We start from the raw sequence: 21,569 nt of genomic DNA, 5'->3' as shown, positions 1-21,569 counted from the left end.
CGTTAGTTTTTTAAAACGTAAACATTCGCATTCATTCCGGCAGAAAGCTTAGTTAATTTTTCGGACATATCGGTCAGTTTAATCCGAACAGGAATACGTTGGATGATTTTAACAAAATTACCGGTAGCATTATCTGGCGGAAGCAACGAATAACGGGAGCCTGTGGTTGGCGAAAGGGATTCGATTGTACCTGTGAATTTTTCATTTGGAAAAGCATCGACTTCAACAGATACCGCTTGACCGATTTTGAATTTCCCAATCTGTGTTTCCTTAAAATTTGCCATTACCCACTTTTCCTCGGCTCTGTTCACCAAGAATGCCAAAGTCTGTCCGGGCTGTATCAGTTGTCCTGCCTGAATGGTCTTCTTCCCAATTTGTCCATCAAAAGGTGCTGTGATAACGGTATATCTAATGTCCAATTCTTGTCTTTCGAGAAGTGCTTCTTTTATCTTTATCTCTGCCTCTATGGCATTGCGCTGTACCCTGAAATCGTTTAGTTTAGATTCGGCGACCTGTAAAGAAGCTTTTGTCTGGTCATAATCTGATTGGGTGATGGATAAAGTAGCACTGATGTTGTCGAATTTTTGTTGTGTGGTCGATTCGTCCGCCAGTAGATTTTTATACCGGTCAAATTCTTTTTGCTGCTGATTCAATCGCGCTCTAGCACCTCCCAATTGGGCTTTGATGACTGCAATACTTTTAACCTGCGTTCCTTCGCTTGCCGCCAAGATCGGTAATTTTGCCTGTGAGCTCATGAGTTCTGCGGACGCAGCATCTCTTTTCAGCCCGTACTCATCCAATTCAATCACCACAAGTGTATCGCCCTTTTTAATCTGCTGATTGTCCTTATAATATATTTTACGGATATAGCCCCCTACTTTTGCGTTTATCGGGGAAAGATAGGCATCAATCTGAGCGTCGTTGGTCTGTTCATAGCGATATCCCTCAAAAAAATAAGCTACTGCCCAAATAATGATTCCTACGAATAATGTGATACCAAACCATTTGGTTAAGCTTACAACAATTTTATCTGTTTTATTTTTGTTCATGATATTTGTATTAAAGAATTCCGATAATTGCCAATAGCCTGATATGCGTAAGTTTGACGTTTGTTTGTGCCGTTGTCAGATTAAACTTAGCTTCCAGTAAAGCATTTTCGGCTTCTAGAAGATCGGTAAGAAGTGATTCCTGGTTTATGTAGCTACTTCTGATAACACGAACAGTTTCGGCGGTTTTAATGATATTTTGCTCCGCTGTTTCCATACTCTCCAAAGCCTGTTGCCGCTGCAAATAAGCTTCTTTTACCTGAAGATAGATTTCATCTTTTTTAATGTTCGCTTTTTCTCTTGCCTCATTACTGACCACTTGGGCATGAGCGATGGAATGCTTGCTTTTGTATAGATTATCGATAGAAAACTGGACTTTAACCCCTGTCTGACCAAATCCCCATAAATCATTAGAATACGGATAGAATGAAATCTGCGGATAGGTGTAATTGTAAGTTGAATACAAGGAGACTTTAGGTAACAGCATCGCTTTTACCTGCTTGATGTTCATTTCGCTCAATTTGACAGTGCTATAGGCGATCTTGTATGCCGGCGATTTGTTAAAAGCGATGTCTACATAATCCTCATAGTCACCTTCAGTGATAGCGCTTAACTCGATTGTATCTTGGTATTTTATTGCCAGCTCAGCATCATTTTCACGCCCCATCAGGATATTGACCTGTTGTTTAGCGATTTCAATCTTCTTCGTAACATCAGAAAGGCTGAGCTCCAGTTGAGCTAATTTTACGGAGGTTCTCAATACATCGCTCTTTAGCACAGTGCCGTTTTTATGCAGGCTTTCTACGAGTGCCAGTTGTTTTTTTTCTGCGCCGATTTCTGCATCAAGAAAATCATGGAAATGCAGAAACTTGTATAGATCAAAGTAAGCCGCTGCAACATTATATTTTACACTGTGCTTTTGCAGATCAACTTCATATTGTATGCGTACCGCTTCTTCCTTTTTCATGACAATGTTTCTTTTGTCTTTACCACCATTGTAAAGATTGACGTTCAGGTTGTAACCCACGCCATAACCATAACCTTTTACAGGCACATCCTGTGGAGAAGAAAATAATCCATTGTCATAGATCAGGAATTTGGAATTGAGTTTTGCATCTCCACCAACCGAAAGTTCCGGCAACAAACGGTCTTTCGCTTCCAATATTTCTAAATTGCTCTGCTGGAGATGTAGGTCGGATAGTTTCAGTTGACGGTTATTTGTTTCGGCTACTTTCCAAATTTCTTCCAAACTTAATACCCGCGCATTTTCTATATGCTGGGCATAGAGTGATTGTACAAATAGGGCTAACAATATGCCCAAAATAGGGACTGTTCTATATTGTTTCATCGGTTTTCTTTATATATTTCTTTCCTTTTACTAGCCATGGTTTTACGATCTTTTTCAATTCATCAAAGGCAAAAGTTAAATCTACCATTGGCATAAAAGCATAGTTATACCCATAAGCAAACCAGAAGATATATGCACTGTCAATTTCTTCATCTGAATGATGTGATTTATTATCAGATTTTTGAGCTTGTGTTTCAAGTTTAAAATCTTTGTGAGATGTTATAATTTTATATTTCATAATGACTTTACTATTATTTACACGGCAAAATTATCCAGCATGGCGAAGTATGGTTTCATATAATTAGCCTAATATTTATTAAATTTGGCCACATGGAAATTCTTAGTCAAATAATACATATTGTTGATCAAAACCCTGATTCAATCCTCGTGATGCGACAGCAAACGGAGCAGCGTTTGCCTGCTCACCAGCACAATAAAGCTCAGTTGTTATTAGTTTATGGCGGGATTGCTTACTTGCAGACTGACGAAAAGGACTTCTATATTCCCTCAAATCATTATATTTGGATACCAAAAAATTATCGGCACAACCTGATGTTCAATACGCAGGACCTGTTTATTATCAATATCTATTTTCCGGAAGAAAGTGCTGGTAATTTTTATGAGGAATTGGGCATTTATCCAGTGAGTAAGCTCCTGGCAGAAATGCTCTCATTTAGTGAGAAGTGGCAAGGTGATTATTACAAAGGTTCGTGGGAGTATGAATTTTTAAATACGCTGAAAGGCGTATTATCAAAAGAAAATCTCAAAAAATTCTCCATACAACTTCCTACAACAGACGATCAAAGGCTCAATACCATAATCGACAGTTTTAGAAATCGGTTAAATGAAAATCTAAGTTTAGCGATGATTGCTCAGCAATCAGGAATGAGTGTTCGCAGTCTCACCAGATTATTCCAGCATAAATTGCACATTACATTTGTTCAGTACTTAAAAATGCTACGAATTATTAAGGCAATGGAATTAATCAACGATACAGATTTCAATATGACTGAGATTGCCTACGAGATTGGCTATTCAAATATAGCGGCTTTTAGCAATAACTTTTATCTGCTCACCAATATGAGACCTACGGAATTTAAAACGAAATAGCCTCTTTCCATTATGCAAAGCAACAATTGGTTCAACAAGTTTAAAAACATTCAGCGAAAAAGAACATTTTTGTTAATTACATTATTTACTATTTTTCACCATATAAGCTCTGCTCAAAAAGATCCGCAGTTTAGGGAAGCACTTTCAACCATGACAAAAGCGTCTATTTCCGGAGATATCGAAGGTATTCTAAGTCAAACATCGCCCCGTATAATTGAATGCATGGGCGGCATTGAGCAAGCAACAAAGGTGACCAATGAACTTTATTCTTCTCTTATAAAATACGGGGTTAAAATTGATTCCATGATTAACTATGTCGATATGGATATCTCGAAGATTGATGGAATAGCGTATTGCTTTATTCCCCAAGTACTGGTCATGTCCATGCCCGAAGAAGACAAAATGGCGATCATCCTCAATCGATAGCATCTTTATCGATACAGCATCTTTTATTTTAAACGATTGAAACTTAGTTTCGTTTATAAGATATTGGTTGCGGTTTCAGCTGGAGCAGTGCTTTTTATTCAGAAGAAAGCGATTGCGCACTTTCGCTACAACCGCTTTCTGTGGTCTGTTCGATTAATTCTCGTAAATCACACCTTCGTAGCAAGCGCTATAAAGGTCTTTTAGGTCCTGTAGGCTAGGCTTACGCGGGTTAAAGCCAGTACATGGATCTTGCAAAGCATTTTGGGCCATATAATCCAGATTTTTTTCCCAGTCTTCCTTGGAAATGCCAAATGCCTTAAGGGAGCCAATATTGTTGACCGCAGCTCTTAGTTTTTCAATTTCCTGTGCCAATCCTTCGGCCGAATCTCTACCGACAAGTTTAGCCAAATCAGGATATCTTGTTGTAGCTGTCTGATTAAAACGGATCACATTAGGCAAGAATATCGCATTGGAAGCTCCGTGAGGGACGCCGTAGAGTGCACCTGCCTGATGCGAGAGAGAGTGGACAATACCCAACCAGGCATTGTTGAAAGCCAGTCCGCCCATAAAAGATGCATCGTGCATATTTTGGCGTGCTTTAATGTTTGTCGGGTTATTGACCGCCTCTTCCAGATTTTCGAAAACAATTTCCAGTCCCCCTTTAGCCAAGGCATCGGCATAGTTATTTTCGATGTTGGACACATAGGCTTCCACACAGTGTGTAAGAGCATCTAAACCAGTATTGGAGGTAATATGTGCAGGCATCGTGGCACAAATCTCTCCATCGACAATAGCGATATCCGGCGTCAATTCATACGATACGATTGGATACTTCACTCCTTTTTCCCGATCAGTGATCACAGCCAATCCTGTGGTTTCCGTACCTGTACCGCTTGTTGATGGAATGGCAATGAATTTAGCCTTTTGACGCAATGTTGGAACGTTAAAAGGTTGGGTCATCGCTTCAAAATTTGCATCGGGATATTCATAAAACACCCACATCATCTTTGCCGCATCAATTGCCGAGCAACCTCCTAGACCGATGACCCAATCAGGCTGAAAATCAGTCATCACTGCAGCACCTCGAAGGCTTGTCGCTGATGATGGATCTTCTTCGACACCGTCAAAAACAGCAGTTTCCAATCCTGCTTCGGTCAAATAACTTATGGCACGGTCCAAAGTTCCGCTTTTTTTCATGGATTGACCACCAGTTACGATGATGGCTTTTTTTCCAGTTAGATTTTTCAATTCCGACAATGTACCAGTCCCGTGGAATACTTCGCTGGCAACAAATAACTTGCTCATATATTTTACATTAAATTTCTGATGCAAAGTTACTATGCCCAAGAAGCCAAATGTTATACTTTACTTACGATATGATATACATTTGATCCAATACAACAGCAGGATAAAACCATATCAAATCACATAATAGACTTAAGTCTTATACATTTGCGCCAATTGCTGCTGCAGATTGGTTGGCGTTTCATCCAGTTTGGCGCGCACAAACTTGTTCAGTGCCGCAGGTGAATTGAATCCGAGTTCAAAGGCAATCTCTTTATGCGAATAGTTGGATAACAGCAGCAGTTGTTTGATTTCATTCATAATCCGCGCATGAATGGTTTCTATGGAGGTCAGTCCTGCAATCTTGCGGGTAATTTCATTTAACTTTTTTGGAGACAGCTGTAATTTTTCTGCATACCAGCTCACGGTACGCTCCGTTTTATAATGCCTTTCCAACAATTCCAGAAATTTACCATAGATCTTTGCGTTTTCATTGCTGAGCTGGCTGTTTCCCCATTTAGTATGGACAAATTCCACCAATTTGAGTAAGATGATTTTGATGTAGAAACGCGCTTGCTCCTTCTTGATCGATGTTAAATCCTGATATGATTTTTCGACCTGCTCCAGCAACATCTCTATTTCTGAGGTTTCTGCCTCGGGCAATTCAATATGATTGAGCTTTACGGAGATATTGTAGTTGTAAATACTCAATTCGTTTTTCAGGATATCCGAACAGAATAGTACTTCGTCAAACAGGATCAATTTGCCTTCAAAGTCGTCGCTTAGCAACTCTTTGGCGGAGAGCTGACCGGGAAAGATGACACATATATGAGGTGCATTGACGGTATAACGGCGGTCTTCCACCTGCAGATCGAGCCGACCTTTTTTGACAAACAAAAGGCAAAAATGGTCTTTTGTATGAGGTTCTCTATAAGCGGCGAGGGCTTCCCTGTCCAGATCAAAAATATGAAAAGGGGTGATTGCCCTTTCAGCTTTATATTGTATATCTTTTAGATGATAAACTATCATAGAGGCCATGATAAGCATTTATTCTGAATTCGTCAAATTTACTTTTTCGTCAAGCGAGCGTGAATAGAAAGCCTATTTTCTCCTTCACATCAGAACATCCGAAGCTCTTCAATGAACGTTATCCAGTGAGAATCGTTCCTTAATTTTAAAAAAAAAGGACTAATCTTTCGACTAGCCCCTTAACTAAATTATAAACGAATCCTTTATGGATCGGAGTATACTTTCTAAAAGCCCAATCCCTAAACCTAAGCTTAAAAATGGCCAGGCCTTAAACCTGACCATACAATTAAATCAACCGAAACTAAACTTCCTAAATTGAATCGATCGTCAATAAATAGACAAATGCTTGAAGTGATTGGTTTGATAAAAATAAAAAAAGGTCGAGTTTAGCACTGAGATAATACAGCCGTTTATTTAGGTTGTTTTTGCACTAAATACAACGTTATATTTGAATTTCTTAACTTTGTTCTATGGGAACAAAAATAGTCCGAAGTGTCTCTGAATTCAATAGTGAACTGAGATTGCAGGGTTTTAAAGCATTTCAGATTGAGGATGACAGTAATGCTACACGTGTTTATAGTCGTAAAGATTTCTTTAAAATATGCCTTACAACTGGTAAAAGTAAGATTCATTACGCAGATAAAAGCTTTGAACAAGAAGGCACGATACTATTTTTTGGGAACCCGCATATCCCCTATTCCTGGGAAACCATTTCTACGACCTATGCAGGTTATACATGCTTGTTTTCGGAAGACTTTTTAAGACAGGCCGACCGCGCGGAAAGCTTGCAGCAATCGCCGTTCTTTAAAATCGGAGGTACGCCGGTCTTAAAAATCACGGAGGATCAACGCTTGTTCCTTAACACACTTTTCGAGAAGATGATCGAAGAGCAAGAAAGTGACTATACGTTTAAAGACGAACTCATACGCAATTACATCAACTTGATCATTCACGAAGCCCTTAAACTTCAACCGTCAGAAGTGTATACCCCTACCAAGAATGGTACAGCACGTATCGCATCGGTGTTTTTGGAACTATTAGAACGTCAATTTCCAATCGAAACACCTGCAAGTCCGCTCAAAATGAGAACAGCGCAAGATTATGCACAAAACCTCAACATCCATGTCAACTATCTGAATCGTGCTGTAAAAGAAATTACGGGCAAATCTACAACGACGCTGATTTCAGAAAGAATCCTAACAGAAGCTAAAGCCCTGCTGTTGCACACAGACTGGAATATTTCAGAAATAGCCAGCGCACTGGGATTTGAATATCCTACTTATTTCAATAACTTCTTTAAAAAACTGACGGGAACAAACCCGAAATCGCTCCGGGAATCTGAGATTTGAAATTCTTAAGTTTTAGTTTGATAATCGTTAACACCTCCCCTTTATACTGATCTACCTTTGTATCTGTAATAATTAATGTAATACAGATATGAAAATAGCATTAACATTATTGGTCTTGTCTTTCCTGTTTTCTGATAGGACTTCCGCGCAGCATGTACAATCAAACCAAAATTTAAAACCGATGAATAGTTCGTCAGATCATTATACTTTTCAATTAAGCGATAAGGTAACCCGCAAAAAAGTAAGTTTTAAAAACCGTTATGGCATCACACTTTCTGGCGATTTATACATCCCTAAAAACACAGACAACAAAGTGTTATCTGCACTTGCCATCAGTGGCCCTTTTGGTGCAGTGAAAGAGCAATCTTCTGGATTGTATGCCAACCAAATGGCGGAAAGAGGATTTATTGCCTTGGCGTTCGACCCTTCCTACACTGGTGAAAGCAGCGGTTCACCTCGTAACGTAGCATCGCCAGATATCAACACCGAAGATTTCAGCGCAGCTGTAGACTTTCTAGGGTTGCAGAAAAATATTGACAGGAGCAAAATCGGAATCATTGGCATCTGTGGATTTGCTGGCTTTGCATTAAATGCAACGGCAGTAGACAAACGTATAAAAGCAGTAGCAACGACCAGTATGTACGATATGACGCGCGTCATGTCAAAAGGCTATAACGATGTGATAACTGCTGCGCAACGTACACAAACATTGGAACAATTAGGCCTGCAGCGCTGGAAAGATGCCGAAAGCGGATCTTACGCATCTTCAACAAACAATTTACCGGAAAAATTGACTGGCAGTGAGCCTCAGTTTGTCAGGGAATATTTTGATTATTATAAAACAGCTCGTGGATTTCATCCTCGTTCTATCAATTCAAATGCTTCATGGACGGGAACTTCCCCCCTGTCGTTTATGAATATGCCGATTCTCTCTTATATCAAGGAAATTGCACCTCGCCCCATGCTAATCATTGCAGGTGAAAATGCTCATTCAAGATATTTCAGTGAAGACGCTTATAAAGCTGCTACCGAACCAAAGGAGCTAATGATTATCCCCAATGCAGTTCATGTTGACTTATATGATCAATTCGACAAAATTCCATTCGATAAACTGACAGCATTCTTTATCGCTAATTTAAAATAACGTACTTATTTCATTAAATTACATATAAAATTTAACTAGCTATTCCATGAAAACATCAGATAATACTTATCAGAAAGATATTTTTGAACGATTGAAAAAGAATAAAAATATTTCTTCCGATGATCCCCAAGAATACCGTTTGAAGCAAGCTTCTTTTGCTACAAAAGCATTATTGGTGCCTATGAATAATTCGGCTGATCCCAATGAGATAAGAAATCTATTAAGTCAGATTACCGGTTCAGCTATAGATGAAAGTACAACTGTATTTACACCATTATATATCAACTATGGCAAGAATACAACGATAGGAAAAAATGTCTTCATCAACTTTGACTGTGTTTTTTTGGATTTAGGTGGTATAATTATAGAAGATGATGTGTTAATCGCTCCCAAAGTGAGTTTATTAACAGAAGGCCATCCAATTGAGGCTGAAAACAGACAATCGTTAAATGTGGCTACGATCCATATCAAAAAGAATGCCTGGATCGGGGCAAATGCAACAATCCTGCCCGGTGTTACAATCGGAGAAAATGCTGTGGTAGCAGCTGGCTCCGTTGTCAGCAAGGACGTACCGGATAATACAGTTGTCGGTGGAATTCCGGCAAAAATCATTAAAAACATATAATAAAGAATTCAGATCATCTTTATATCGGATGGTCTTTATGAAGACCAAATTGCAAACTATATGAACGGGTTATTCGTTATCCCAATTATGGCGATAAGTTTATTCGCCTGCAACACTAAAACAGATCATACAATGAACACAGCAGAAATATTTCCCAAAGGGGAACCATTGCCTAAGGAATGGTTTACTGGAAATGCATTTTTAACCCCTTTGGTAGCAAAGGATAAAAACAATGATTTCTCGGCAGGTAGCGTAACTTTTGCACCTGGTGCGAGAACAAACTGGCATACACATCCTAAAGGCCAGGTTTTACTGGTAATCGAAGGAAATGGACTCTATCAGGAGAAAGGGAAACCGGCACAAGCAATCAAAAAAGGTGATGTTGTCAATATTCCTGAGAATATAGAACACTGGCACGGCGCAACTGCTACTACGAAAATGGTACATGTTGCCATCACTAATTTTAAAGAAAATGTTCAGGTTACTTGGCTAAATCCCGTAACAGAAGAAGAATTCAGTTTGGCCAATAAATAATGAAGCTTTCCCACTATTTAATTTTACCATCAATCGGTTCTGACGAAAGCCTTTGAAGAACTGCAACAAAATGATGTCGATTCGATCAGCAATATTGCGTTAAAATACGGATATGGTAGTACGCAAGCTTTTTCAACGGCTTTTCAAAAACAATTTGGAATGCGCCCCAGTCAAATAAAGTAAGTAGTATGTTTATTCAAATATTCTGCTTTTAAACAAATCTTTCATTTTGTTAAAGTCCTGTTTAGGCTTTTTACAGATATAAATCGTCTGCAGCACCCAACCTTCGCTACTTGCATAGGGGCTATACAACTTTCGTACAGGAACAACTTCTTCAAAAAAAGGATAAAAGAAGTCATCACTGGTATCGTTATAACAAATGGCAATCACCGTTTGGGGCATTTGCCCCAATGGTGACCAGCTATAGAAACTACCATGATAACAAAAAGCATTCGGGAGCCCAAATGTACTCTTCATCAGTTCAACCGCACCGGCCTGCGAGTAATGTTTGCCCCAAATAAGACAACTTGTTTTTTCATTAAGGGGTAAACTGTCGTATACTGAGTGTAGTTCATGCATGCTCGTTTCCCATTTTTGCTTGGTAATATACTCTTGCATAGGAAGAATCTCCTTACCATTTTTTACATTTTTAGGAAAATATTTATGAATCCGATCCATATAATGTGCATAAGAATATATAGGTAGACCAAATGGTATCAAAACAGTTCCAAGTAATAAAATGACACTCAGTGGAATTAACAACCATTTTCTCTTTGGCAGAATGATATGTTCAAACAAAATACCACAAAAGGGCAATAACGTAAGAACAATCGGGAAAAAGTAATAAGCTTTACCCTTTGAATAGGCCAAAAATACAATAGACAGTAGAATTGAACTCGCTATAGGCCTATAATAGTGCTTTGTTTTTTGACCACCCCAGATAAAAATCAATGTAGGGATAAGCATAATGGCTGTAATAGGATTGACATCTAAAAAAAGTCCAAAAACAATTTTGCTGAAAGTTAGTTCATCCAATTGCGTCTCATAAAGCCTAGCAAACATCTGCAACGCTGGAAAATTGTTCGCATATTGCCATGCAATATTTGGCAATAAAATAAGAAGAGCAACGACCATACATTGCCAGTACCTGGCAGCTACTAAAGCCTTTTGAATTCTCCGAAAGAACAGTAGCGCGGCAATGCCCACCAAAAAAAACAGTGCATCATATTTCGTAAGAAAAGCAAGGGAAATAAAGACCGTTAAATACCAGAGGTATTTTCTGTCTTCATATTTTACAAACCTCACCAACTGATAAAATGAGATCAGCCAAAAACATTGGCTAAATACAACCGGCTGAAACGACTGCTGTGACCCTCCGAAGCCCGGCGATATCAATAGGCAGGATAATGCGATAGCGGTGGCTATACTCCCCCCTCCAAGTTCAAATACGGTCTTACCAAGGTAGATGACGATGAGTATTGTCGCGATATGTGGAAAAAGATGATGAATGAAGACCGATTGAGCGTGAAACAAATTTTGGATAAATGCCAAAACTCCTATGACAGGCGGAAATTCCATATAGCCAAAGGCCAGATGGTTTCCAGTTTCTATATGTAGCAGTTCGTCGCCCTGAAAACCTGAATGGAAATCGGCTATAATGTGAAGTGTCAGTTTAACGAGACAGAAAATGATAATAATAATCCGGGTGCTTTTAGTCATCAATTGGTATGAGGTATTTTAAATATTGTCTTGAGTCATTCCTAATTTATAGATTTTAAATTTAGAAGATTCATCAATGTATTGCAGAGCCAAGTGTTTTCACAACTGAGCCAAAGTATTCTTTACACGCTCACGGTTTGGTTTAGATACTGGTATTTTCTCACGGTTTGTCAATAGTAAAGTCCCGCCATCTTCCTTAAGCCAACTTTGAATATACCTGGGATTGATAAGGTGACTTTGGTGTGTCCGAATAAAGCTATGCGGGATTAATATATCGCTGTATTCTCTTAGTGATTTTGAAGAAGTTATTGTCTCTTCATTTAGTAAGTGGAAAACGGTATAGGTATCGTCTGCTTCACAACGTACAATATCGCTAATGAGTAAGTATCGAGTTTCGTTTTGAAAAGCAAGTGCTATCTTCTTAGGCAACCTTTGTTTTGATGTCAGCTGTTGAACCAAAAATTCTACCTGTAAATTTTGTGCTATTGTACTTACTTTTTTGCGAGCCTTTTCAACGGCCAATTTGAGTTCGTCGATATCAATAGGCTTTAGAAGATAATCCAATGCTGCATGTTTTATGGCCTGTATACCATAGTGATTATATGCTGTAACAAAAATCACCTGAAAGTCTATCGTTTCAAAATTCTTAAGCAGGTCAAAACTTGTTTGACGTCCCATTTCTATATCAAGAAATACCAAATTGGGTCTATTATTTTTAATTGAGCTCGCTGCTTCATTAATCGTATTTGCGATTGCCACAACTTCAACATCGGGGCAATACTTAGCCAATAATGCCTTTAAATTTTTGGTGTTTGAAATTTCATCATCCACTAAAATAGCACGTATCATCATAACCAATTTTTAAAAATTAAAGATACGCATGTTCCAGTATTCTTAGATTCTGTATTTATGAAAATATTTGTCTCCGGATGCAATTCATTCCAAAGCTGTATACGCTCATTCGTCAACTTGATTCCTAATCCGAATGATGCATGTGCGACATCATAGCCCCGACCATTATCTATTATAGCTATCATCATATCACTCTCCCTCCTCTCAAAATATAAGCCGATCTTTCCTCCTCCCTTCAATTCTGATATTCCATGTTTTATGGCATTTTCAACCAGCGGCTGTAGGAGCATTGTCGGTATTTCGATATTATTGGGATCAAGATCGTTAACATTTATCCCATATTCGAAGCCAAATCGTAGCTGTTCCATCTGAAGATAATCAGTTAAGAGATCTCGCTCGTCCGCGAGTATATTCACCAATTCACTGTCCAGCACATTTCGGGTGAGACGGGCAAATTTGCTTAAATACCTATTTGCATTGTCCACATCATTGTTATTTATAAAACTCTGAATACTAGCAAGTGAATTAAAAAGAAAATGAGGATTGAGTTGCGCCTGAATCGAGATCAGTTTTGTTTCCGATATTTTTTTATTTAAACTCTGTTCTCGGATTTTTTTTCTATTTCTTCTACGCTGTACATAAATTAGAAGAAAGCTTATAATGCTAAAGATAATAATTAATGAAAGAGACCACATGATCATATCTTTCATAGAGAAAATTCTATCAATTTGTATTTTGACATTTTGTCTGAAACTAGACGATTCCATCTCTTTCTCCGTCATCTTCTCTAATTCTGGTCGAATAATGATTTCATACTCTCCCGAATTTTTGAAATTCTCCCGGCCTATTGAAATATTCGGTTGCTCTATTCCATCTACAGTGTAAAAACTGTAATTCCAGGAGTTACTCTTAAATACAACCTTACCAGTTTTCTTTTCTTTTACCAATAATGAGTAAATGGAACTGTAATCATTTTTTTTAACAGCAACCATCAAACCCTTAACATCCTTGTCGAAGATAATTTTCGACGCATCTGTTTTCATTTCGACCGCTGATCTATTTGATCTATCAATTACCTCTCTTCCAAGAAAGATAATTTCAGTTTTTGGGATCAACGTGTTATAGATAATAGCGGTTCCCTGTTGTGAAGGATTTTTTTCGTTATATAAGGTTACAGAAATGTTCTTATTTCGAATCTCCGTTATTGGCAATTCTGCTATATATCCAAATATGCCATGCTTTTTGAAGGTCAGATCTTCTAAGCGTCCGGATAACAACGTATTTTTTAAATCATCGACAATAGCAAAACGATAGTTCTTTATGCCTGTAAGTAGTTTAGTTCGAATTTTAAATTGTACCCTATTTCCATTGTTGACATAAGTCAGCGCTTTGTTACTGATATTGGGAAAACTGTTTGCATAGCTCCTAATTTTACTCCAGGTATCGAAGGAGGCTCCGACGCTTATTCCTCCAATATCGATACTTCCTAAATAATATTCTACCTTTTTATCTATAGGATACTGCTCGTCCTTGCTGCTGACCTGAGCAAAAATTGGTATCCAAAAGAATATAGCGATTAGTAAAAACGTGTTTTTTTTCATGATTTTTAGTTTACACTTACAAAACTCCCTAATTATTAAATTAAAAAAAATGCAAAAACAGTATTGCGCTCCGCTCACTTGGTAAACTATACTCCAGGGTCAGGATTCAATCTTTTTTAGTCGATATTTTAAACGTTTTGTTGGTTTGTCCCTAATGGGGTATGGAAAGTTGCAAATCTGTTATCTTCCAAGTTGAGGCAGCTTCCTCCCCTGGATCGGTAACTACATATGCAATTCAAAGACGGATAATATAATTACTCGGCCTTATTAAAGTCTTTCAGCTCAAAGTAACAATCTTCACAAACAAGTTTGATCTTCGCAAATTCTTCTGAGTCTTCGTTCCAACCATTATATTTCATTCTGACCCTTTCACATTCATCGCACCAAGCTGCAAAATCATCTTCTTCATCAAGTTCCATCCCTTTATAGGTGTCGAAACTTTCTTCAAAACCTTTAGGATTTTTCAGATCAAGATGCTGGCATATAAATGCTGGTCTCGACAAGCCATGGATTTTACATGTTACTTTTGCCTGGTTGAAATGGACAACTTCCCGAGAATTTTCATCCAGAACAGCAGTGATCAGGAAATAACTTTGGAGCTTTTCTGTGCTTACCCTATAAAGCCCCATGCCATCCAACATATCCAAAGAAATCGCCGCAAACTCCCAACAATCGAATTCATCTGCCGGGAAAGTTCCTTCTGTCAATTTGGTATAATTGTTTTTGATTCCAAAATCTTTAACAGCAAGTATATTCCCTTTATTGGGTTCGACACTATGCTCATTGAACCAGCTCCACATCCATGTATCTGATGTAAACGAAAAAGTACCTATCGGAATATATTTTAGATAAATCTGATCTTCATCGTTATTGTATAACCTTAGAAGCGCAAGTTCAGCGTCATAATACCATTGCTGATAGTTGCCTAGCTCAAACTGCGCTCTAAATCTTTCCTGGATCTGTATAAGTTCCTGACATTTTTTACCAGCAAACTGTTCATAATCTGTTTTTTTCAACCTTTTACATTTTAAATTTATAGCAGTTAAGAAAATATTTCTATCACATTATTTAGGAATCGATATAAAAATGATAAAAATAGATAAGCGCAGCAATACTTGTATGATATATTTAAGATCGTTTTTACCTTATCTTAAATGTTGTCACTACAAAACCATGATCAGAAGGGTATAAAATTTCTTTACCGTTCAGTTTGATTGGCTCATTAAAGAACACCTTATAAGACTCAGATTTTAACACTTTTAACTTTGGGCTTTTGTAAAATATATAATCTATCCGATGGTCATCATTTTCCCCTTTCGTATGCCATGTAATACCTGGATGTGTGATGGGATTGGGGTTCAAGGTTCTATAAGTATCCACCAGTCCAATATCGGCCAATACTTTTGTTGAATACCAGGGAACCACCAGATTATTATGTATTTTCTTAGTATCCTTGCCCCAATCCAAATGAGACGGCGTATTGAGGTCTCCACCAAGAATCATAGGAATTGAATCCGCTTGTGCAGCATATTTTTTTAGATAGGGCAATACCTTTTGTATCATTTCATATTTAGCTCCCGATCTTTCCCAAATAAGAAGTTCGGCAGCTGTTTTACCCAAATTTTCGGGCTCGTTTTCCCATGGTAAATAATGAAACCAATTCGAGAATAATCTAATTTTCTGCTTGTGGATGATAACTTCTCTTCCACCTAGATAAAATGGAAATTCAGTGTCAATCCGTTCACCAAAAGGGTACTTAGATATGATGGACAAATTAACACTCTTATCATTTAAAGCTGTTCCTTCGGGAGCAATTAAATGAAAATTGTACCCTAAGGAATCGGCTATTTCTTTACCGGAACCGTAAGTTTCCACCATCAATATGATGTCCGGATTTATTTCTCTTATAATCTGTACCGCATGGGCTTTGCCATCCTCACTATCATTTGCTCCGTGCAATATATTCCATGACATCACCTTGAAGATTTCAGCTTGCTTTCGGGCTTCGCAGTTAAAGCAAAGAAATGTTAATGTTAAAAAGAAAATAGTAAACTTCATGTCGTGTCTTTATTAATTTATAGATTTCAAATTTAGAAGATTCATCAATTTATTGCAGGGCCAATATTAAAAAATAAATATGTACAAACGGTGCCGATATCTTATTGTATCCGGCCGCTTTCGCTTTCGAGAGCCGATTTACGATTACGTTGATCCTTAGTCGCTCCACTGCTGAACCTATAGTTGAAACTCAGACGTACCTGTCTTGATTCGTAGTAGCCATAACTTGATGAAAGCAGTCCTGGTAAATTTTGCGTGTATTTAACTTGGTTACCTTTATAGATGTCGGTGATAGCCAGTCGTATTGTTGCTTTGTCTTTTAATACAGATTTTTGGAACGCGATGTCCGCTTGACTAACCGGTCTACTGATGGTATTGGCCCCACCGAGTCGTTTTGAATTGTAGACCACCGAAACTTCTGCCCTCATCTGAAAGGGGAGTTTGAAGGTCTGAAGGAGACCGGCTCGTCCCGCAGTCTGCCTCAAGTTGAGATTTTGGTACTGGTCAAAGGAAACGTCATTATAGATATAATACAACAGGCCATTGAAAGTCATGTCCCACCAGGGCCTAGGCGAATAAGTCTGCGTCATGGACAGGGACCAATGTTGCTGTGTCCCCACATTTTTACTGATCATCATGATTTTATCCTGTTCCAGTGTATCGGTTACTTTTGCATTCAATTGGTCTGTATAGGCATAGTTTATGCCTATTATTGTCGAATTTTTCACGGAATAAAGTAACGAAAACCTTTGGGTCAATGAAGGTACCAGGAAGGGGTTCCCTTTCCAGAATGAAAGCTCGTCAAGCATATATACAAAAGGATTAAGATCCTGATATGCTGGCCTTTCTATACGTTTGGCATAAGACAAAGACAGCATCTGTTTAGCAGTCAATTGTGTGGCAATGGAAAAAAAGGGGAAAAAGTTAGTAAACTTTCTATTGATATGCTCGTTGAGACCTGTCCCATACTCCTGATAAAGTAGAGTACCATTGGAGCTAGCATATTCTAGTCGCAGCCCGCCCTGTAGAGACCAGGCACCAATGGACCGTTTGTAGTCAACATACACACTGCTGATATGCTCATCGAAGTGGAAATCATTTGAACGTCTATTGTCTAGGCTATCTTCCGATTGTCTGACATGGTAAAAGTTTGCATTATTTTTCGAGCCTACTGCGGAGTATTTGGCACCTGTTTCCAACTTCCCACCCCACAACCGTGTTGCATAGTCCATCTTTAATCCTTTTAGATCAATATCGATATCATTAAGAGTACGGTAAAGATTTTCGTCAGTAACGACATACTGATTGTCACGGTAAATATTTGACTGCAGGTTTTTGTTCCATTTACCGAAGAGACCGTAATCGGCATCAATATTTAGACTATGCCCTATTGTATCTTCGTATTTGTAGTTCAGGTTAAAATTGTAGCGTTTCGTATTCTGCCCGTAATAATCGTTAATGGCATCCAGCGTTTCCTCAACCGTGCTGGAAGGCGGTGTTGTAATGGCTGTAGCGGTATTGGTGAGACCTCCTCCAAAGATAAAATTGCCATTTGCCAAAAAACCGACCGTATTCTTTTCGTCAATAAAATAGTCGACCCCGACTTGAGCCGCCATTTTCTGACGTTTGTCCACGTCGATCGTATGGCTGTCATACGACTTTCCATTTTGCTGGCGATCCGTACCATAGAGGTAATTGTAATACCCCAATGTATGATTGTAAGTTCCATAGACATTAATCCTATTAACCCGATAGTTAAATGCAAGGTTTTCCAATTGTTTGGGACTGACACCATAGGCAAAGGCCGTGGAAATGTTTCCATTTAATCCTTTTGTCTGATTTTTTTTGGTTTTGATATTGATTATACCTGCAGCTCCAGTGGCATCATATCTGGCACTTGGATTATTGATAATTTCGATGGATTTTAGGTTATTGGATGACATCGATTTCAATATATCACTAAGTTCTTTTCCTGAAAGAAAAGTTTGTTTTCCGTCCAGAAGGATCTGTACCCCACTTTTCCCATTGAGTGTAATGTCTGTATCGTTTTCTATCTGCACACCAGGGGATCTCTTCAAAGCATCGAAAGCTGATATATCCTGTGAGCCTATGCTATTCTCTACATGATAGACGACTGTACCTCCATCTACAGAAAACAACTTCTTTTTACCTTCGACTTCTGCCGCTTCCAGTGTATTCTCCTGTCGGAGAAGATGTAGTGTCCCAACGTTGCCATTGGACGGATTAAACGAACTGCTCCTCAACTCTTTATAACCAAGGTGCTTAATCAACAAATAATAGTTACCCGTTAGTCTATGCGCAATCCGAAAACAGCCCGTGCTATCTGTCATTGAACTAGCTATCAGTTTGCTATCAATACTATATAAGCTTATTGTAGCCAGGAAAACAGGTACGTGATCAGGATTGACGACCTTACCCTGCACGATATTTTCCGTAGCCTGCCCATAAAGGGCTCCGCTCCATAAGAAGAATATCCCAATTAATAAGAATTTTGGTAAAGAAGTCATTCGAAAGTTGCCAATTCTAAAATCCATCCAATCTTCTGCTTTCGTATATTCAATTACAGTTTGACACCTCATCCTTTCTGTGGCAACTGGCTTAAGCGTGTCATCGGCACCTTCCTTTTCATCTTATTGGTCCATACGATTGTTCTGTTACCGCGATGTAGCAGCAGAATTGGGTTTACGATCAAACATAACTGGTTTTTCACTCCCGTCCAATAGAATTCCTATACCTTGAATCTGACCGTCCACATCGCTAAAGAAGTTAAAGAGAAGATTACTTGGTTCAGTATCCGCTACCCCATTTTTATCGACAGACCGTGGGTCAAAAACATCATAATGTCGGTGGATAAGAACAACCCTCTCATAACCGAGTTCACTGTATAACTTGTTATCCTTAAGCCTTACCTCAATAATTCCATATGCAGGATTTTCAAAAGAACCAGTATACTGTTTTAAGGAATGGGAAGGTTTCGTCGCTGTAACGGGCAACTTTTCTTCGTCTTCTTTTTTAATATGACGCAGTGAGTCGATTTCAGCCTTTTTTTCACCATTCCAGTCGATTGGATTCAAACCAAGAAGTATATCCGCTATAGAATTTCTGACCACCGTAGGAACTTTAGATACGTTTTGATTGGTTAATACGACAATTCCGAGTGTATCTGTTGGAAAAAATGCCACATTCGCAGAAAATCCGTTAATATTTCCACCATGTTCTACTTGATAATGTCCTCTATAGGAGCCAATCATCCAGCCTAAACCATAATTGGAAAGGAAGACATCTTTATGTTTGTCTGGTAAAGCTGCATCCATCACCATTTGGGAGCTCGCGGCCTCATTTATATAATTTGCAGGAAGTATTTCTTTCCCATTGAAATAACCTCGGTTGAGCCAAACCTTGACCCAATTAGACATGTCATTAGCACTGCTATTTATACTTCCTGCTGGGCCCATACCACTAATATTATAATAATCAATCAGTTTTATCGTGTTATTTTTGGAAAGTGTATAGGGCAAAGAAGCATCGCTGTCTCGTTGAAATGCTAAGAGATCGGTATTAGAACGGGTCATTTGTAGGGGGGCAAAAAACTTTTCTTGTATATTTTGTTCCCATGTCTTACCACTCAATCGCTCCACAATCATTCCTTGAGCAAGGTACATGAAGTTATTATAGAACCATTTCATTCGCAGGCCTGAGCTGGGTTTCATAAATCTGACCCGCGAAATCAGACTATCTCTATTTTTGCTATTGAACAGAAACCAAGATAAATCATAGCGGGACAAGCCTGTCCTATGCGCCATTAGGTCTTTAACAACGATTTGATTATCCATCTCATCATTGTAAAACCGCAACGTTGGCAGTAAAGATACCGCTCGGTCCTCAAATGTTAGTTTGCCATCTGCTCTCAACAAACCTAACAATGAAGCAGTAAAAGCTTTGGAGCTTGAACCAATTGCAAAAAGCGTATTGGGTGTGACGGGTTTTTTATTCGCGAAATCACGATAACCAAATCCCTTATTATAAATTATTTTATCGCCTTTCACAACCGCAACGGCAAAACCCGCCACATGATGATCTTTTAAAACTTGGCCGAGAACAGAATCAATTACTTCAAATTGATCTTTCTGCCTGCCTACTTTCCCAACCTGAGAAAATAGTGAAAAAGAAAAGCAGGAGCAAAAAATAAAGGTTAAAAGGAATTTCATATCAAGTTGGAATTTGTACGAAAATACTTATTCAACTTGATTCCGGCAAACTCCTGAAGACATTAGCTTTAGCTATTTTATCCCCGAATGCTCCTAGTAAAAGAAAGAAGAATACTGGCGCTACAGAAGATTAAACTTCGTTTATTCTAGCGCTCACTCTTATCCCGCGATCTTACCAGTCAAACAATTCAGAAGTTTTAAAATGATTTTAGGCTTCTGAATGACGATTTTTGCTTATTGAAGGAATTATAAATGGTTAAGGTACCAAAGAGTAACTCTTCGGTTGATGATAAGATGGGGTAATCAACTATTCCGTCGTATAAGTTATTTTAAAAGAGCTTTAACTCGATTACTGCTCACTTATTAAATATGCAGTGGTTTATATGAAAAAGGTGACTCATTTCTGCTCGAAAAAGTAGTTTGGATATCTTAAGCAGAGGATACAATCTTTGTGGTATTTATAGTTGCTGTGTTCTCAATGTATAGATTTCTTCCATACTTGCTTTATTTTTTTCCACTTTATTGATGTCCCTTCCTTCTTTAGTCCATAAATAGGGATAAAAGATAAAAGCTTCATTGGCACTTAGTTTCTTGAAGTCATCTTCCCAATTTTTCCAACGTAAATCCCTATAAAATGCATCAATATTTCCACTAAAGCAGAAATTAATAAATTCTGTATAAGTTAGATCGAGCTCTTCATATTCATTATTATCAGGAGACAGATAGTATATTTTGCCTAAATCATTTCCTAAATCACCTCCATTTAATAAGAAAAATCCACCTACAGCATCATCTGCAATAATTAAATAACCGGGTTTGTCTCCAAAATTCTGAAAAGTTTTCCCTTTATTCCAATTTGGTAGATTTCGATTTAATTTCTCGCTTCCAGAACCGTAAATCCTGATCCATCCATTATCAATCAAAATACCACCCGTATGAAAAACTATTGTACCCATTGGTGAACGTGTTGATATTTGGGTATTAAATAATGCTTCATTGGACCTTAATGAGTCATTCGCTAAAATTTGAATCTTATTTTTTGCAGCATTTTTCCAAGCCATGATTAACTTTATGGCGTCTTCATCCTTATTAATAAGTTCTTTTAATTCTCTCATTTTGGCTTGCCCAAAAGCAAAATGAGAAAGCATGACAAATAGTAAGATTTTAATAGTCAATTTCATACGGCCTGTTCTTTTTAGCGATTAAGCTTTCTAC

Annotated in this window: 19 protein-coding genes and 1 pseudogene; 7 read left to right on the top strand and 13 right to left on the bottom strand. The window is 38.2% G+C overall.

Going from position 1 to position 21,569, the window contains the following annotated elements; genetic code table 11:
• Positions 1-2: 2 nt before the first annotated feature.
• From CBM24_RS10645 to CBM24_RS10635, 3 genes are read right to left on the bottom strand one after another with little or no spacing between them, the layout of a single operon-like run.
• A complete protein-coding gene (locus CBM24_RS10645) occupies positions 3-1,049 on the bottom strand; it encodes an HlyD family secretion protein (RefSeq protein WP_075992146.1) in 1,047 nt (348 codons plus the stop codon).
• Between the two features lie 10 nt (positions 1,050-1,059).
• Positions 1,060-2,394: a TolC family protein gene (locus CBM24_RS10640; RefSeq protein WP_088161192.1), complete on the bottom strand. Its 1,335-nt coding sequence runs from the start codon at positions 2,392-2,394 to the stop codon at positions 1,060-1,062.
• Positions 2,381-2,632: a hypothetical protein gene (locus CBM24_RS10635; protein WP_075992144.1), complete on the bottom strand. Its 252-nt coding sequence runs from the start codon at positions 2,630-2,632 to the stop codon at positions 2,381-2,383. Before CBM24_RS10635 ends, CBM24_RS10640 begins: the two co-directional genes overlap by 14 nt.
• Positions 2,633-2,724: 92 nt before the next feature.
• Here CBM24_RS10635 and CBM24_RS10630 point away from each other — a divergent pair, with 92 nt between their 5' ends.
• Together CBM24_RS10630 and CBM24_RS10625 are read left to right on the top strand one after the other, a co-directional pair.
• Positions 2,725-3,504: an AraC family transcriptional regulator gene (locus tag CBM24_RS10630; RefSeq protein WP_075992143.1), complete on the top strand. Its 780-nt coding sequence runs from the start codon at positions 2,725-2,727 to the stop codon at positions 3,502-3,504.
• Between the two features lie 12 nt (positions 3,505-3,516).
• The gene (locus CBM24_RS10625; protein WP_088161191.1) at positions 3,517-3,930 is read left to right on the top strand and encodes a hypothetical protein; all 414 of its coding nucleotides are present in this window, start codon (positions 3,517-3,519) and stop codon (positions 3,928-3,930) included.
• A gap of 153 nt (positions 3,931-4,083) precedes the next feature.
• On the opposite strand, the gene CBM24_RS10620 is transcribed toward CBM24_RS10625, so the two are convergent.
• Both CBM24_RS10620 and CBM24_RS10615 read right to left on the bottom strand, forming a co-directional pair.
• Positions 4,084-5,235, bottom strand: coding sequence for an iron-containing alcohol dehydrogenase (locus tag CBM24_RS10620; RefSeq protein ID WP_088161190.1), 1,152 nt, complete (start codon positions 5,233-5,235; stop codon positions 4,084-4,086).
• Positions 5,236-5,367: 132 nt separating this feature from the next.
• Positions 5,368-6,252, bottom strand: coding sequence for an AraC family transcriptional regulator (locus tag CBM24_RS10615; RefSeq protein ID WP_157698424.1), 885 nt, complete (start codon positions 6,250-6,252; stop codon positions 5,368-5,370).
• 461 nt (positions 6,253-6,713) lie between these two features.
• Between CBM24_RS10615 and CBM24_RS10610 the strand changes: the two genes are divergently transcribed.
• The 5 genes and pseudogenes from CBM24_RS10610 to CBM24_RS28055 all read left to right on the top strand — a co-directional run.
• Complete coding sequence (locus CBM24_RS10610) at positions 6,714-7,592, top strand: helix-turn-helix domain-containing protein (RefSeq protein ID WP_088161188.1); 879 nt, start codon at positions 6,714-6,716, stop codon at positions 7,590-7,592.
• Positions 7,593-7,680: 88 nt separating this feature from the next.
• The gene (locus CBM24_RS10605; RefSeq protein WP_088161187.1) at positions 7,681-8,736 is read left to right on the top strand and encodes an alpha/beta hydrolase; all 1,056 of its coding nucleotides are present in this window, start codon (positions 7,681-7,683) and stop codon (positions 8,734-8,736) included.
• A gap of 46 nt (positions 8,737-8,782) precedes the next feature.
• On the top strand, positions 8,783-9,361 hold the full coding sequence (locus CBM24_RS10600) for a sugar O-acetyltransferase (protein WP_075992137.1): 579 nt from the start codon (positions 8,783-8,785) through the stop codon (positions 9,359-9,361).
• 132 nt (positions 9,362-9,493) lie between these two features.
• Entirely contained in the window at positions 9,494-9,895 is a 402-nt protein-coding gene (locus CBM24_RS10595) for a cupin domain-containing protein (RefSeq protein WP_083663811.1), read from the top strand.
• 36 nt (positions 9,896-9,931) lie between these two features.
• Positions 9,932-10,078, top strand: a pseudogene (locus CBM24_RS28055) (helix-turn-helix domain-containing protein); the annotation flags it as partial.
• Positions 10,079-10,087: 9 nt separating this feature from the next.
• On the opposite strand, the gene CBM24_RS10585 reads toward CBM24_RS28055, so the two are convergent.
• From CBM24_RS10585 to CBM24_RS10550, 8 genes are all read right to left on the bottom strand, one after another.
• Positions 10,088-11,614 (bottom strand): ArnT family glycosyltransferase, encoded by a 1,527-nt coding sequence (locus CBM24_RS10585; protein WP_088161186.1) that lies wholly within the window; start codon positions 11,612-11,614, stop codon positions 10,088-10,090.
• Positions 11,615-11,713: 99 nt separating this feature from the next.
• On the bottom strand, positions 11,714-12,466 hold the full coding sequence (locus tag CBM24_RS10580) for a LytR/AlgR family response regulator transcription factor (RefSeq protein WP_232475755.1): 753 nt from the start codon (positions 12,464-12,466) through the stop codon (positions 11,714-11,716).
• Complete coding sequence (locus CBM24_RS10575; RefSeq protein ID WP_088161185.1) at positions 12,463-14,067, bottom strand: sensor histidine kinase; 1,605 nt, start codon at positions 14,065-14,067, stop codon at positions 12,463-12,465. Before CBM24_RS10575 ends, CBM24_RS10580 begins: the two co-directional genes overlap by 4 nt.
• 254 nt (positions 14,068-14,321) lie before the next feature.
• Positions 14,322-15,083: a DUF6882 domain-containing protein gene (locus CBM24_RS10570; protein WP_088161184.1), complete on the bottom strand. Its 762-nt coding sequence runs from the start codon at positions 15,081-15,083 to the stop codon at positions 14,322-14,324.
• Positions 15,084-15,207: 124 nt separating this feature from the next.
• On the bottom strand, positions 15,208-16,041 hold the full coding sequence (locus CBM24_RS10565) for an endonuclease/exonuclease/phosphatase family protein (protein ID WP_157698423.1): 834 nt from the start codon (positions 16,039-16,041) through the stop codon (positions 15,208-15,210).
• 185 nt (positions 16,042-16,226) lie between these two features.
• Positions 16,227-18,680 (bottom strand): TonB-dependent receptor, encoded by a 2,454-nt coding sequence (locus tag CBM24_RS10560; protein ID WP_232475754.1) that lies wholly within the window; start codon positions 18,678-18,680, stop codon positions 16,227-16,229.
• 120 nt (positions 18,681-18,800) lie between these two features.
• Positions 18,801-20,354 carry a serine hydrolase gene (locus tag CBM24_RS10555; RefSeq protein WP_088161181.1) on the bottom strand — a complete coding sequence of 518 codons (1,554 nt, stop codon included), beginning with the start codon at positions 20,352-20,354 and terminating at the stop codon, positions 18,801-18,803.
• A gap of 458 nt (positions 20,355-20,812) precedes the next feature.
• Positions 20,813-21,535 (bottom strand): DUF2625 domain-containing protein, encoded by a 723-nt coding sequence (locus tag CBM24_RS10550; protein ID WP_088161180.1) that lies wholly within the window; start codon positions 21,533-21,535, stop codon positions 20,813-20,815.
• Between the last annotated feature and the right edge of the window lie 34 nt (positions 21,536-21,569).

This window comes from Sphingobacterium sp. G1-14 (assembly GCF_002196555.1).
Lineage (GTDB): Bacteria > Bacteroidota > Bacteroidia > Sphingobacteriales > Sphingobacteriaceae > Sphingobacterium > Sphingobacterium siyangense.
This window is presented reverse-complemented; position numbering and strand designations above follow the sequence as displayed.